The sequence below is a fragment of the Clostridium sp. BNL1100 genome (assembly GCF_000244875.1).
Classification (GTDB): domain Bacteria; phylum Bacillota; class Clostridia; order Acetivibrionales; family DSM-1351; genus Ruminiclostridium.
In genome coordinates, this window is the sequence record NC_016791.1 from 3408649 (window position 1) to 3424206 (window position 15558).

Genomic DNA, 15558 nt, shown 5'->3' on the forward strand with positions numbered 1-15558 from the left:
ATTATTTACTGTCTTTGCTGAATTTAATTAAGAAATGCAGATTCATATTTCTTGGACGGGTTTCAGGATCTCCTCCACCGACAATGTTATGAGAATGGGAACCGGATTCACCTGTTCTGGTATTGTCACCAGCCTCTTTTCCGCCATCCCTGCCTATACTGCCGGCATATGCATTGTGAGAGCCGTCAGGCAAGTGCGGTAAATTGTGTGTATGACTACCAGTTACATTAGTAGTAAAACTAGCCTTTGGAAGTCCTGTTGCAAAATCCTGATAGGAACCTACGTCATTTCCGGTATTTCCACCAGTTTTAGCAAATGTCCTCTGAGCTGCATCAGGGTCTAGTAGCTTACCTGATTCACTAACCGCATCCCCATTAACTCCTCTTATAAATTTGCTTTGCATATCAGGCAGATAAAAATAATTATTATCCCCTCCATGTGCATTCCCGATAGCCTGAAAAAGATCAGGATAATCGGCAATTTTCAATTTACTTCCATCACAGATAAGCCACCCCATTCTATACAATCTGTTAACCATCTCAGATTTAATCTCTCCTGCAAATGATATAACACTTCCTACAGGCATTCTCTCCGTAGCTGCCATAAGCAAACATTCCTCCTTCTTTTGGAATCAAATTTAATTTCATTTTTATTCTATACACAATAATAAGTCATAATTAATGACATGTCAATATATAGTATCAAATTCATTTTTAGGTAATGGTCTGCAATTGTTCAACCAATAGGTTTTAAATGATAATATTTTTGTTCAATATTAATGACATGTTTTCTCAGAAACTTTATGTTAACATTTTGTCGTTAAATAGCATAAATTAAATTAATGGCTCAAATTGCGTACGTACATATCCAAACTTAAGGAGGTAGGTAATTTGCCACTCACATTAAAATTTAAACTATTTTTATCATTCGGCATTATATCAGCTATTTTGATAGGATTAGGAATATATGCATATGCAGGTGTCGGGCAAATTTATAAGAATGGTACTGAATTTGATAACATGTGGCTTTCAGGTGTAGAGGCAGCACACAAAATAGAAACTTTGGGATATGAATATAGAACCAATGAATACAGGTTTATGATTTATAAAAATACTTACGCTGATAAAGGGGCCTTTGAGAAGTTTGAAAAGGATATGAAAAGTATTGAAATAGAAACTGAAAAAATTATAAAAGAACGCAGAGATTCCGCTGTTTTACCTGAACAGGTTAATAAATGGGAACAGGTTAAAATACTATGGGAAAACTATATAAAAGCCAGCCGGAAAGTTGTTGATAACACAAAACAGGATAATTTCACAGAAAGTATCAATCTTTTATTTGTAGACAAATCAAGTCAGGCCTATGATAATTTACTTAATGCAACCGATACTCTGGTAAATTATAACCAAGAGAAAGTTGCTAAGGCCAGTGAAAACCGTCAGGATGACTGCAAAAATCTCAAAGATGTGCTACTAATATACATTACGGTGTCGTTGGGTGTCATTATTTTAATGACATTATATACCTGTACGGTTCTATCCGGGCCCATTACCGGGTTAGAAGAAGTATCTCGTGCAGTGGCGGACGGCGACCTTACAATTAGAGCAGAAATTGAATCAAATTACAAACTTGGCCAATTAGCAGAAGCATTTAACTCTATGATTAAAAGGCTTAGAATTTTAATGCTGCAAATAAGCGAAAGTTCTCAGCACTTATCACCCTTATCAAAGGAGTTAACATCAAGTTCCCTGAAAAGTTCAAAGGTAATGGAAAAAATTGAGCTTACAAGCCAGAACGTAGCATTAAGTACCGATAAACAACTTTCAAGCATCAAGGAAGTTTTTGAGTCCATTTCCCAAGTATCTGCCGGCCTGAACCAGATTTCAGTCAGCAGTCAGAATGTTACAGAGCTTGCACGGGCATCTGCTGATGCATCAAATAGGGGGATGGTTACAGTCAATGCCGTAGCCAAACAAATGAAAGAGATTGACACTACTATTTCAAATACTGAGGACGTTATAAGGAATCTTAATAAAAAGTCAACTGAAATCTGTAAAATTATTGATATAATTTATGATATATCTGACAAGACTAACCTCCTATCTCTTAATGCTGCAATTGAAGCTGCCCACACAGGCGAATGCAGCAAAGGCTTTTGTGTTGTTGCCGACGAGATTAAAAAGCTGTCGAAACAGTGTAAAGTATCCGCAAGCCAAATAAGAAGCCTGGTATTAAGTATACGTGAAGAAACCAAAAATGCAGTTACAGCAATTTCAAAAGGTGCCGCTAAAGTTACTGAAGGCCTTGAAAAATCGCAGAAAGTAAGTCAGGTATTCGAGGAAATACAACAATCGGTACAAAATGTAGATATACAAATTCTAGAGGTATTCTCTGCAACAAAACAAATTACAGCTGAAAGCAATAATATTGTGAAAACTATTGATATTGTAGAGAGAACAGCTGAACAAATCAATAGTACTTGTCAGGAAAATGCAGTTGCAACCCATGAGCAATCAAAGGCACTGAAAAAAATATCTTCCAATGCACAATCATTATTAAAGTCTATGGAAGAATTAAATGCTATGATTTCACAGTTTAAAACCCGATAAGGTAACATCCTGCGTGTTTTTTTACTTGACTAGTACAATTAATGTGGATTACAATATATATAACTGAATAAAGAAGCACAAAATGGGGTACACCACCGCGGGTGTAATTTCATTTTGTGCTTTTTTTTTCGGAATTTTGGTGAAAGGAAATAATATGATGAAGGTAAACGGAACGTATATGGATTTAACAGTTAAACAAAGCCTGCAGGATTTTTTGGTTTCCCAAAACCATGATATTTCAAGAATTGCAGTAGAACTAAACGGCGAGATTGTTCCTAAAGCAATCTATTCCCAAGTAATGCTGGATAATGGAGATACTCTTGAAATTGTAAGGTTTGTAGGAGGAGGCTGAAAATGATTATTACAATAAACGGAAAAAGAATGGATATCAAATTCAGAACAGCTTTTGAGGTGCGACGTGAATTTGGCAAGGAAACTGACATAGTAATTTTAAACGGCTTCCAGATAGACACGGATTGCCAGCTTTCCGAGAACGACACCCTTGCTGTTATTCCCAAGGGTTGCATGCCTGACAGGGATGAACTTGAAAGCATGATGATGGCACGACATACTCCAAATGTTCATAAAAAGTTGAAAGAAGGCCGTGTTGCCATTGCCGGGCTTGGCGGACTGGGTTCAAACATAGCTGTCATGCTTGCAAGAATTGGTGTTGGCCACCTGCTTCTGGTAGATTTCGACGTGGTGGAGCCAAGCAATCTTAACAGACAAAGTTATTACATTAGTCATTTGGGTATGGAAAAGACTGCTGCTCTTAAAATGCAGCTCAAGGAAATTAACCCTTTCATAACCGTTGAAACACAGACCGTACGTGTAACAGAAGATAATGTATGTGAGCTATTCAGGGACTACGGTATTATTTGTGAAGCCTTTGACAAACCGGAAGCTAAGTCCATGCTGGTCAATACTGTTCTGGAAAGGCTTCCGGGCAGTAAGATTGTTGCTGCCTCCGGCATGGCAGGATATGAAAGCTCAAATATTATTAAAACCGTAAGGCGAATGAAGGGTTTTTACCTGTGCGGTGACTTTGAAAACGGAGCAGGTATCGGCCATGGTCTGATGGCGCCACGTGTACAGATTTGCGCCGGACATCAGGCCAACATGATTCTGAGGCTGCTCCTTGGGATTGAAGATGTATAAATAAACTACATATGGAGGTAAATGAATTTTATGAATGATAAGTTAGTTATAGGCGGACATGAATTTGAATCAAGATTTATACTTGGCTCAGGAAAATTTTCTTTAGATATGACCAAGGCGGTCATTGAAAATGGAAATGTTGAAATGGCAACTCTTGCTCTTCGCCGTGCTAATGTTGGCGGTGAAGAAAATATTCTGGACTATATGCCGGAGGGTATAACTCTGCTTCCAAACACCTCAGGAGCCAGAAATGCCAATGAAGCTGTAAGAATAGCACGGCTTGCCAGAGAAATCGGCTGCGGAGATTTTGTAAAGGTCGAAGTGGTAAATGACTCGAAATATCTCATGCCGGACAATTACGAAACAATTAAGGCAACTGAGATTCTGGCAAATGAGGGCTTCATCGTAATGCCGTACATGTATCCCGACCTTAATGCAGCCAGAGCCATGGCGGAAGCCGGTGCAGCAGCAATTATGCCTCTTGCCGCCCCAATAGGTAGCAACAAGGGCCTTAGTACCAAGGACTTTATTCAAATCCTCGTGGACGAGATTAATTTACCGATTATTGTTGATGCGGGAATAGGCCGTCCGTCACAGGCATGTGAAGCAATGGAAATGGGTGTGGCTGCAATTATGTGCAATACTGCAGTTGCAACAGCTGGTGATGTGGCCTTAATGGCAAAAGCCTTTCGACTTGCAATTGAAGCAGGGCGTGCGGCTTACCTTTCAGGCCTAGGAAGGATATTAACCTACAAAGCGGAAGCATCCAGTCCCTTGACGGGCTTTTTGGAGGATTAGTTATGGAAAAAACAAATCACATGGAATATCAAAATGGCATGGAGGCAATTGATTCCAATATAATGAATCAGGTTCTGAGTCTTACAAGTGAATACGACTATAGCAGGTATACCGACGGGGATGTTGAAAAAGTCCTGATGAAATCACGGCTATCCATAGATGATTATGGAGCTGTACTTTCTCCTGCCGCCGCACCTTTTCTCGAATATATTGCACGTAAGGCAGCAATGGAAACAAGAAAGCATTTTGGTAACTCAGTCAACATGTTTACACCTTTGTATATAGCAAACTACTGTGAGAATCATTGTGTTTACTGTGGCTTTAATTGTCATAATAAAATTCGTCGTGGAAAGCTTAACCCTGAGGAAATGGAGGAAGAACTGAAAGAAATCGCATCAACCGGGCTACGGGAGATATTAATATTAACCGGAGAAGCCCGTAATGCTTCAGGAGTTCAATATATCGGGGATGCCGTAAAGCTTGCATCCCGGTATTTTTCTACTGTGGGACTTGAAATATATCCTCTTAACTCAGATGAATATACATACTTACGTGAGTGCGGAGCGGACTTTGTCTGTGTCTATCAGGAAACATACAATACCGACAAGTACCAACAGGTTCACCCAAGCGGACCAAAGAGGATTTTCCCGTACAGGTTCAATGCTCAGGAGCGTGCGTTACTTGGAGGTATGAGGGGCGTTGCGTTTGGTGCTTTACTAGGTCTGGATGATTTCCGCAAAGATGCCTTTGCAGCAGGCCTTCATGCTTATTTCATTCAACAAAAATACCCTCATGCAGAGATTTCATTCTCTGTTCCCCGGCTAAGACCATTTATAAATAATGAAGAGAATAATCCAAATGACGTACATGAAAAACAGCTTTTGCAAGTTATGCTTGCCTATAGGCTTTTCATGCCTTTTGCAGGGATTACTATTTCTACAAGGGAAAGAGCAGGTTTTCGTGACAATGTGGTGGGACTTGCAGCCAACAAGATTTCGGCAGGGGTAAATGTAGGCGTAGGAGGCCACAAAAATGACGAAAAAGGCGATGAACAATTTGAAATCAACGATAGCAGAAGTGTTGAGCAGGTTCATGAAATGATTTTGTCAAGAGGCTTACAGCCTGTTTATTCAGATTACATCAGAGTTTAAAAGGAGAAAAACTAAATGCTGATTTATGTAACAAACCGTAATTTGTGCAGGGACGATTTTCTGAATAGAATAGCGTGTTTGGCCTCCGGTAAACCCCATGCCATAATATTGAGAGAAAAGGATTTAAGTCCTGAAGATTATCAAACTCTTGCAGAAAAAGTCAAAGTTATATGTGACTCCGCAGGAGTTCAGCTTATTGTAAATAAATATATCACAGCTGCAAAAAATCTGGGAGTATCCTCAGTACATGTTTCCATGGAGGATTTTCTAAAATACAGGGATGCATTGCAATCCTTTTCCAAAGTTTGGGTTTCGGTACATTCAGCAAAGGAGGCACAAGAGGCATGCAACTCAGGTGCTTCCACCCTCATAGCCGGACATATTTATGAAACAGACTGCAAAAAAGGGGTATCCCCAAGGGGTTTGGATTTTTTAAGGGAGGTTTGCAGTTCTGTTTCCATTCCCGTTTTTGGAATAGGAGGTATTACACAAGACCGAATAAAAGGGGTAACCGGGGCAGGTGCAAAGGGTGTTTGCATGATGAGTGAAGCAATGACCTGCCTATCCCCCACCTCTCTTTCGTCACGGATACTAGCTTTTACACTTGAAGACTCCTGCTATACTGTCACAGATTGCTATTACAATAAAAACGGCGGCAAATAGCCAAAGGCCTCTCTGCCATATTAATGTTACTTGTGACAGCGTCAGGTTTGTAAGGCTTTCCAATAATTTTAGGAATTCATTATTGACCATATACCTATCCCGTACTATAAACAACATGAGAATGGCTGTGGCAATGTTTAAACCCGCATTTGCGGCGGCCAGAGGTATGCTCCAATATGGATAAATTGTCTTCCATACCAGAATACCAAGGCTTATAACCCCTAATAAAACTATACCGATTATATATGTATTCAATCTGTCGACATTGAGTATTGGCACAAAATGGCTTCCGTTCAATGAAACGCCAATAACCCCAGGTCGGAAGATTAATACCACTGTAACTATAACTGTAAAAAGCATCTCTGCAGTTGTAGATACCCTTGATATTTTCTTTTTGCCATAGTCAGGTATATCGGGCAAATCTTTCAAAGTCCATTTTTTCTTTGTAAACGGGCTATGCCCCTCATGTACCCCGCTTCTTTCCATAATTACAAATACCAGGGTAACCCAGAAGGCTCCCTGCAAAGCCCCTTGGAAAAATGCAGATATGATATTTGCAATAACGTTTGCCGGCTTTTGTGCATCGGCAGGATCAAACAACCAGGCAAATATGGCTATAAATCCCATAGTCAGTGCAGCAATACATGTTACAATCTTTAGCAGGTTTATGTACTGGTTATAGATACTTGGGCCTATCAGGTATCTTCTTTCAGGATTATATTCAACTGCAAGTTTTACAGGGTTACCCAATTCCTCAAGGACTTCCTTTATCTGGTCATCTGATGCATCCTCCGGCAACATATCCTGAATATTAGACCTAAGCTCCTTGCTTACATCCTCACGGATATTTTCCGGCAAGTGCTGTGTAACTGCATATATATAACGGTCAATCATCTCCATAATCCCTTTCCTCCTCCAATAAATTCTCCAAATTCCCGGACAGTGTTCTCCATTCCTCTTTGAGACACTGAAAAACTTTTTTCCCTTCTTCACTAATTACGTAGAATTTTCTTGGTCTGGCTTCGCTTGTATCCCAATTGCTTACCAAAAGCTGCTGCTTCTCTAGCCTGCGCAATAGCGGGTAAAGGGTTCCTGCATCAATAGGATTGTTTTTTTGCTCCAGCTTTTGTACAAGTGAATAACCATACTCAGGGTTAAATAGTTGGCTGAGCACCGATAGTATCAGGGTTCCTCTCTTTAGTTCCACAACCAGTGAACTTAGTATGTCATCTGTAGTTTCCATTTTACCACCTCGATTAACATTATACTGTATGTCGTACAATATTGTCAATTCATTATTATTGTTTATTTGTAATTAATATTAATTTATACATAAAAAAACTCCTATAGGTTAATTAGTTAACCCATGGGAGCTGTAAAACTGATTCTGAATATCTATAAGTCAATCTACTGTGGAATACCTTTTAGAATACGCTTCAAGAAGGAATTTGTATATATGGGCTTTCATCCTTTTCAATCAGGAAGTAAACTATACATTATTTCCCATATGTTATCACTTTACAGGTTCTTTCGTCAATGCCGCCTTCATTCTAACATTTCACTGATGCTTATATTGGGATTGGTATACCTTCCCTTTTTCTCGGTGCCTTTCCCAAATTGTATTGCCTTTGTCGGGCAAAAATGTATGCATGCCAGACACTGGTTACATTCCTTCCCCCACTTCGGCCTTTTATCTACTTTAATACTCTTGCAGGTACACACCTTTTCACAGATACCGCATCCATTGCAATTATCAGTTGCATAAAAGCTATCGGTTTTAATGGCATGCTTGTTAAACATGGGACTTATTAAGCCTGTAAACAGCCCGGGTAATGGGCCCTTTACCACATTGTACATTACTGGCTTTTTTTCCGATACAATTTCGGATATTTTTTTAGTAGTATTTTCTGCTTCAGCAAGCTTTTTCTCTTCCTTCTCTTTTGAATCTATATTGCCCATAACTATATAGTTGTTTGGCATTATGACAGAAAATCCGGCTGAAAGGTTTATATTTGCTGTCTTGAGGGTCTCCTCCATAACCTTTGTGGTGTTCCCAACATTACCGCCGCAGGTAGCAACACAAAAGGTGTAGTTGTTGTTATAGTTCTTTAATTTAAGCTTACTTATAAAATCAAGAACCATTCTGGGAGGTGCCCATGCATATACAGGAAAGACAAATCCAATTATTTCACCATCCTCAAGATCATATTCAAAGAATTCTGCTCCACTGTTAACAACAGAAGCTATGGATACTAATTTTAAGTCGTTTTGTTGTGCAATGCTTTTTGCAATATAAAGTGAATTTCCCGTGCCTGAAAACCAAAATATCATATCATCACCCTTTCAAACCAATTAACTATGTTTATTATATCTATATTTCAGCCAATGTGTAACATGCCTCAAATTTCCAACATATTATATTGTTAACTGATATTCTAAATGTACCACATTATGACACGAAAGCATATACTTCTAAAATTAAGGATGATCTATCATGAGTTTGTATGAAAATATATTAAGCCGTAAAGAAAAAATAGCGGTAATAGGCCTTGGGTATGTGGGATTACCTCTTGCTATCGCATTTTCCAAAAGAGCCTCTGTCATAGGTTACGACATAAGTAATGAAAAAATAGAGCTGTATAATAAAGGTATAGATCCAACCAAGGAAGTAGGAGACTATGCAATAAAAAATTCTACTGTGGAATTTACGTCGGATGAAACACGGCTTAAAGAAGCAGGATTTTTTATTATCTCGGTACCCACACCTGTTAAATCAGACCATACTCCTAATCTGAATCCCGTGGAACTGGCAAGCTGCATTGTGGGCAGAAATCTTGCCAAAGGGTCAATTGTTGTATATGAGTCGACTGTGTATCCGGGCGTTACCGAGGAAATCTGCATACCCATACTGGAAAAGGAGTCAGGTATGAAATGCGGAGAAGATTTTAAGGTAGGCTATTCTCCTGAAAGAATAAATCCGGGTGACAAGCAGCACAGGCTTGAAAATATAATAAAAGTTGTATCTGGTATAGATGCTGATGCACTTGATACAATCGCTAAGGTATATGCAATGGTTATAAAGGCAGGGGTATATCCTGCCGATTCAATTAAAGTCGCAGAGGCAGCAAAGGTTATAGAAAACTCACAGCGTGATATTAATATTGCATTTATGAACGAAATTGCAATGGTTTTTAATAAAATGAATATTAATACCAAGTCGGTACTTGAAGCAGCCGGAACAAAGTGGAATTTTCTCAAGTTTTCCCCCGGATTGGTTGGAGGGCACTGTATAGGTGTTGATCCGTATTATTTTACCTATAAGGCTGAGCAATTGGGGTATCATTCTCAAATTATCCTATCGGGCAGAAGAATTAATGATGTTATGGGGAAATACATTGTTGAGAATCTTATAAAAAACATGATTACGGCCGATTTATCGGTTAAAAACTCCAAAATTGCAATACTTGGATTCACTTTTAAAGAAAATTGTCCTGATACCCGCAATACAAGGGTTATAGATATAGTGGAAAGCCTCGGTGAATATGGTATTGTGCCCGTTATTTCTGACCCCGAAGCTGATGCTTTGGAAGCGAAGCAGGAGTACGGTGTTGATTTGACACCTATTGACGACATCAGAGGTATGGATGCAGTAGTTTTAGCCGTTAGCCATAATTCGTTTCTAAAGCTATCAAAGGCCGATTTTGATAAGATGTTTAAGACTGATACAAAAGAAAGCAAAGTCATCATTGACGTTAAAGGTGCATTAAACAAAGATGAATTTGTTAATCCTGAGTACATTTATTGGAGTCTGTAAATAAATAAACAGCTAAGCCATTCTATAAGAAATGGCTTTTGTTTTGCGCCAATCATGTTAAATAACAGACAATTTATGTTATATTGTCATATTAATGTAATATCTGTTTGAAAGTGGATGAGATGTAGAGTATAATTGTAATCGTATTAAAATATTTTTTTAAAAGTATTTTTATAAGCAGTACTGAACCTTGAAAAATCAATATTTCAAAAGAAATATATACGTTACACGGCCTGGTTGACGTCAAAAAATTGTATTTTAAGCAAATCTTAAAAATATTCATTTGCAAGCATTTTAATTGTGTTTTACGATAATTCATTGATAATCAAATCATTCTTAATACCCCCGAAAATTCTATTTCCCTCATAAAGTTTCAATAATCCTGCTGAAATCTTTTTTAGACTTACCAAGGCTTTTTTGTTTCACCTACTTATGTTATATGCAACTACTTAAAGTGGACTCTACAGAGTTATTCTAGCGGTTTCTTAAAATAACCGCTGATTTTAATGTTTATCCAAATTATTTATAGGAGGTATTTTTATGAAAAAAAGTCGTTTGCTAATTTTGTCAGCATTTTTTGCACTCTTTATTGTACTATTGCCTATGACAAATATTAGCGCAGCTACAATGTATGGAGACCTGAATTCGGATGGTTCAATAGATTCTATAGACTATTCCATTATGAAAGGTTACCTTTTTGGCAGTATAACTATAAGTAATCCTACAGCAGCCGATGTAAATGGAGACGGTAACATAGATGCAATCGATTTATCATTAATGAAACAATATATTCTGCACATTATTACTAAGTTTCCGGCAGATAATACTACAACGCCAGTAGATAATTCTCCTGCAGCTCAATTGACCGGAGATATCCTTTTCTCTGTACCAAGCAGTACTTTCAGCAACCAGGTCTCAGTGTCATTGAGCTCAAAAGTTGCTAACTCTCAAATCCGTTATACTACCGACGGAAGTGTTCCTACAGCAAGTTCTCCTTTATACAGCAGTCCTTTGTCGTTTACCAAGACAACACAGTTGAGAGCTCAATCCTTTGTAAATGGAGCTGTAAGCGGTAATATGGGTACTGCAATCTATGTTGCAAGTGCTATAAATTCAAAGCATGATCTCCCTGTATTGATTCTGGATGCCTACGGCGGTGGAAAACCGGCTCGTGACTACAAAGACGTTGCCGTTATGCTCATGGAGCCGCAGAACAACGAAGCTTCATTATTACAAACCCCTACAGTTGCCACTCGCGCAGGTTTTCATGTACGTGGTCAGTCCTCTGCTAATTTCGAAAAGACTCCTTATCGTCTTGAATTGTGGGATAACAAAAACGATGATGCAAAGTATCCCCTGTTAGGTATGCCGGGGGACGGCGACTGGGCATTGCTCTCACCTTTCCCCGATAAATCTCTTATAAGAAATGCTCTTGCTTATGAATTAGGAGCCAGTATGGGATTGAAAGCACCAAGATACAGATTTGTTGAAGTATACCTGAATCTTGATAATCAACCGTTATCCTCCGCAGATTACCAGGGTGTATATCTGCTGACAGAAACACTGGAAATTGACAAGGATCGTGTCAATATTAAAAAACTCAAGGACGACGACCTTACAGAACCGAATATTACCGGCGGTTACTTGATGCAGTTCAACATGATGGCAACTGACGGACCATTGGTAAAAGGATCAGGCTGGAACGATCTTGAGATAACAGATCCTGATGATTTGTTGCCTGAACAGTTGACTTGGATAAGCAACTATATTCAAAAGGTACATAATTCTATTCGCAGTACTAATCCTTCTGACCCAACCACCGGATATCCTGCTTATATCGACGTTGATTCCTTCATAAATTACATTATTGGAAATGAAATTGCCCGTGAAGGCGACTCATACATGCGCAGTACCTACATATATAAGGATCGTGGTGCAAAACTGGCAGCAGGCCCACTTTGGGATTATGATCTGGGCTATAATTGCGTAACCGGTATGATGGGTATGCCGACAAACTATGTAGAAGGCTGGCAGTTCCAGCCAATGTATGGAATGAGTTCTACTTGTGACTGGTACTACAAGCTTATGCAGGACCCTACTTTCCAAAGCAAGATCAGTGCACGCTGGCAGGAATTACGTAGCGGACCTCTTTCTGATACACAGATAAAAGCATTGGTTCAAAAGCTGACAACACCTTTAACAAACGGCGCTAAACGTAATTTCCAGAAGTGGAACAACTTGGGCACCGCAAATGTGGGTGGTTTCAGTACACAAACAACACAGACCTGGGAAGAGCAAATAACAATTTTACAGAACTTTCTGCTCCAAAGGGCTGCCTGGTTGGATAAATCCGGATGGAAACCAACTACAAGCACTAATCCCGGATGGCCCGGTTGGGGTGGTTAATCTAGGAAACCATGAAGCCATATAATATCCTCCTCTTGGGCGGGATAATACATGCATTCTAAAGCCAAAAGCGGAGGATTCCTTTCAAAGAAAACTGTAGTAACTACTTTGAGTAGCAATTTGGCATATATATTAAAAGCATCAATCAGCGATTATTTCTGATTGATGCCTTTTTTATCCCCGTTATTTTCTTTGAATTACCTGCAATTAACAATTTCAAATATTACACATATATAAATTTTAATTAAAGAAGATTTGGATTTATTCCTATGTAGACGTCGATAATCATATCATCAATGGTCAGCCCGGGCATTGGTTCATTAATAAGAACATTGTACCCTACTGTTATCTGCTGCAAATCATTTTCCTGGATAAATAAAAGCATTTCGTTGTATGTCCTCTGCAAATCAGCCGGATTGCCTTTGTGCCTTGCATACACTGCATTTGTTACCCTAAATAAAGGTTTAAATACGTAGTCACCCGATAGTTCCAACTCCTTATCCATTGGCACAAGTATTTCCATATCCAATAAAGGTTCTTCATTTTTTGTTTCGATTGAAAAAGTTACCGTAACTATGGGCCCGGCTTGAGTTGCACCATTACTTTGAAGAAACTCTCCTATTTTCTCCATTTCGTCGTCTAATTGTCTCTGAGTCATCTTTTTTCTAAGAGACAGAACATTTTCCATTATAAACTCTTTACCTGATTCTACCATGTGTTTACATATTCCCCTATCTATGTATAATATTTGCAAACATCTGCAATCTATATTATATATCATTATCAAATAGGTTACTATAGCTTTTTAGTAGATCATATCTACATATCCGTTAAGCCAATCCACCAAAGTCTGAGTGTAAGGTGAAAATTTTTTCTGATGGGTAAAGATATCCTACAGTTCGAATAGATTCAAACCATGTCTTAAATAGTAATTTACGGCATCGTTGCTATTCTTATGGTCATTTAGATAATTTCTAAAGGATTTAAACATCTGATTTATCCCCATCTGATAGTTATGGTATTTCACCGCTGTTTTCCGGTCACTTTCTGTATATTGGCCGGCATCAATTTCAAATCCCACCATTTTCATATATCCGCAAAGACTTCTGGAAAATAGAGGAAAATATTTATTATTTATCGTATTAAGCAGCGATGACAATGCAACCTCCCCTACACCGTCATAACTCAGTAAACTTCTATAAACGTTTACCAAATTCGCCTCTTCATTATCTTCACCATTACTGCGGTATGACTTAATCTGCCCCAAAAGCTCTCTGAATTCATTATATTCTCTTAAAAGAGTTTCCATTGCTTCTCCATCCTCTTCCCTGAGTAAATTCCATCTGAATCTTCTGTTAATATTAAAGTTTGGAATAACAGCCTTAATTGCTGTATCAAATCCAAGGATATTTTCTCCGCCTATCTCCTCCATGTTTAAAAAAGTGTCCAGATTCTCTTTATTGCTGTTTTTTTTCGCAACCCATTCTCTGTACGAATTACCATCACCAACAATTTCTCCGGTAATGTACACCTTCAACAAACTTTTTTTCAAGTTTTCAAGTTTTCCCAGAAGCCTCTTACTTTTCTCATAACTGTCTGCAACTTGCTTTGTAACATTATGGTTTATTGATAAATTTACATACCAAGGGTTGGACAGATCAAGGGACAAATTGTCATAGAATTCGGAATTTTTCTTGGGATCAATTATTATAGAATATTCATCGGCTATAGTTTTAAGTTCTATATCGTAGTAATAATTCTCAAATAAAACCCTATTTACTTCTTTTCCGATATTCAAGAAAAAGCTTATTATCTGAGAATCAAGGAGCCTTTCAACAGTAAACATTTCTGAGGTTAAAGCATCTCCTCCTTGATTTATATAATATTCGAAGTAATATGTACTATTAACTGCGGCATCCAAATATCCAAGTATTCTAACACTATCATTAGTAATTTCAGGGCACATAAGTTACACTCCCTCCATCAATCTTAAACTTTAACTTTATATCTTGTATTGTACGGCTTTTACCCGTAAAATTTATCTCTTCGCCAAAGGCCTTTAGCTTTGTATTTATCTCAATTATTTTATTTACACTTGGAGGCTCATTGTTATCCGGGTCATATGTCCACGAATCCTTGCAGGAACATACCGCCTTTTTAAAATCATCGCCTAAAATTGCATCGACAAATGTGGTGCTAGAGGCAGTTTCGCTTGCATGGTGTCCTATTTTCCAAAAAATTGTCTTTTTTAAATCAGTTCCATTTTCAAGAATCAGTTGTTCATTTTTACTTGTAGCATCTCCCATGAACAGAAAATGAAAGCTGTCAATCAATATATCTATTACTATTGAGTTAGCATTTAGATCAATATTGTTGTATTCATGGACACCGCATGTAATTGGATAGAGTATGTTTACATAATTATCAAATATACCATGTATCCTTTCAACAACATCCTCGTCAAGCTGTTCACAATGAATCATCCTACGCTTATGTACAGAAATGTCCTTTAATTTATTAATTTTTTTAAGATTGCTGGGGCTTATTTTTGTTTCAGCAGGAGCCCAATAATAGATTCCCTTTATTTTAAGTTCCTCATTATCAAAAAGCTGATTTATTCCGCCTATATGGTCTCCATGAGAATGAGTCAGAAATACATAATCAATATTCTTATTATCATTCAGCAGTTTAGTAGCCACTTTTGAAAAAGCTCCGCTGTGACCTGTGTCAATTAATATTTGCAAATCATTTGGGAGCTTAACATATATGCAGTCTCCGAAACCAACACCATAGCATATAATTTCGACCTCTTTACACATTTTCCGACCCTGCTTTCATTTTTATAATATATTTAAATAAAATTTACCATATTCTATTAAAATTTTCAATTAATGAAAAAAGTATCATTCAGAAGGTTATAATCACCGTACTGAATGATACTTTTTTTTAGAAACTATTG

At 38.0% G+C, this 15558-nt stretch carries 15 protein-coding genes; 8 read left to right on the forward strand and 7 right to left on the reverse strand.

Annotation, left to right across the window (positions count from 1 at the left end; translation table 11 throughout):
* Position 1: 1 nt before the first annotated feature.
* Positions 2-604 (reverse strand): tail fiber protein, encoded by a 603-nt coding sequence (locus CLO1100_RS14390; RefSeq protein ID WP_014314491.1) that lies wholly within the window; start codon positions 602-604, stop codon positions 2-4.
* Between the two features lie 286 nt (positions 605-890).
* Between CLO1100_RS14390 and CLO1100_RS14395 the strand changes: the two genes are divergently transcribed.
* The 6 genes from CLO1100_RS14395 (at position 891) to CLO1100_RS14420 (ending at position 6379) form a co-directional block, all read left to right on the forward strand.
* Entirely contained in the window at positions 891-2609 is a 1719-nt protein-coding gene (locus CLO1100_RS14395) for a methyl-accepting chemotaxis protein (protein WP_014314492.1), read from the forward strand.
* A 154-nt stretch (positions 2610-2763) separates the two neighbouring features.
* Positions 2764-2961, forward strand: coding sequence for a sulfur carrier protein ThiS (gene thiS / locus CLO1100_RS14400; protein ID WP_014314493.1), 198 nt, complete (start codon positions 2764-2766; stop codon positions 2959-2961).
* Between the two features lie 2 nt (positions 2962-2963).
* Positions 2964-3767, forward strand: coding sequence for a sulfur carrier protein ThiS adenylyltransferase ThiF (thiF, locus tag CLO1100_RS14405; RefSeq protein ID WP_014314494.1), 804 nt, complete (start codon positions 2964-2966; stop codon positions 3765-3767).
* Positions 3768-3797: 30 nt separating this feature from the next.
* A complete protein-coding gene (locus tag CLO1100_RS14410) occupies positions 3798-4565 on the forward strand; it encodes a thiazole synthase (protein WP_014314495.1) in 768 nt (255 codons plus the stop codon).
* Between the two features lie 2 nt (positions 4566-4567).
* On the forward strand, positions 4568-5716 hold the full coding sequence (thiH, locus tag CLO1100_RS14415; RefSeq protein WP_014314496.1) for a 2-iminoacetate synthase ThiH: 1149 nt from the start codon (positions 4568-4570) through the stop codon (positions 5714-5716).
* A gap of 15 nt (positions 5717-5731) precedes the next feature.
* On the forward strand, positions 5732-6379 hold the full coding sequence (locus CLO1100_RS14420; protein WP_014314497.1) for a thiamine phosphate synthase: 648 nt from the start codon (positions 5732-5734) through the stop codon (positions 6377-6379).
* Here CLO1100_RS14420 and CLO1100_RS14425 read toward each other — a convergent pair.
* The 3 genes from CLO1100_RS14425 to CLO1100_RS14435 all read right to left on the reverse strand — a co-directional run bounded on the left by CLO1100_RS14425 (position 6308) and on the right by CLO1100_RS14435 (position 8710).
* Entirely contained in the window at positions 6308-7279 is a 972-nt protein-coding gene (locus CLO1100_RS14425; RefSeq protein WP_014314498.1) for a hypothetical protein, read from the reverse strand. The two genes, CLO1100_RS14420 and CLO1100_RS14425, sit on opposite strands and share 72 nt — an antisense overlap.
* Positions 7266-7622, reverse strand: coding sequence for a PadR family transcriptional regulator (locus CLO1100_RS14430; RefSeq protein WP_014314499.1), 357 nt, complete (start codon positions 7620-7622; stop codon positions 7266-7268). The genes CLO1100_RS14425 and CLO1100_RS14430 overlap by 14 nt, the downstream gene beginning before the upstream one ends.
* A gap of 302 nt (positions 7623-7924) precedes the next feature.
* A complete protein-coding gene (locus CLO1100_RS14435; protein ID WP_014314500.1) occupies positions 7925-8710 on the reverse strand; it encodes an EFR1 family ferrodoxin in 786 nt (261 codons plus the stop codon).
* Positions 8711-8873: 163 nt separating this feature from the next.
* On the opposite strand from CLO1100_RS14435, the gene CLO1100_RS14440 reads away from it, so the two are divergent.
* Positions 8874-10193: a nucleotide sugar dehydrogenase gene (locus tag CLO1100_RS14440; protein ID WP_014314501.1), complete on the forward strand. Its 1320-nt coding sequence runs from the start codon at positions 8874-8876 to the stop codon at positions 10191-10193.
* 540 nt (positions 10194-10733) lie between these two features.
* Entirely contained in the window at positions 10734-12599 is a 1866-nt protein-coding gene (locus tag CLO1100_RS14445) for a CotH kinase family protein (RefSeq protein WP_014314502.1), read from the forward strand.
* Between the two features lie 244 nt (positions 12600-12843).
* Here the strand turns inward: CLO1100_RS14445 and CLO1100_RS14450 are convergent, their stop codons facing one another.
* From CLO1100_RS14450 to CLO1100_RS14460, 3 genes are all read right to left on the reverse strand, one after another.
* Positions 12844-13314, reverse strand: coding sequence for a transcriptional regulator (locus tag CLO1100_RS14450; protein ID WP_014314503.1), 471 nt, complete (start codon positions 13312-13314; stop codon positions 12844-12846).
* 177 nt (positions 13315-13491) lie between these two features.
* Positions 13492-14565 carry a hypothetical protein gene (locus CLO1100_RS14455; protein WP_014314504.1) on the reverse strand — a complete coding sequence of 358 codons (1074 nt, stop codon included), beginning with the start codon at positions 14563-14565 and terminating at the stop codon, positions 13492-13494.
* Entirely contained in the window at positions 14555-15418 is an 864-nt protein-coding gene (locus CLO1100_RS14460) for an MBL fold metallo-hydrolase (protein ID WP_014314505.1), read from the reverse strand. Before CLO1100_RS14460 ends, CLO1100_RS14455 begins: the two co-directional genes overlap by 11 nt.
* Positions 15419-15558 lie beyond the last annotated feature (140 nt).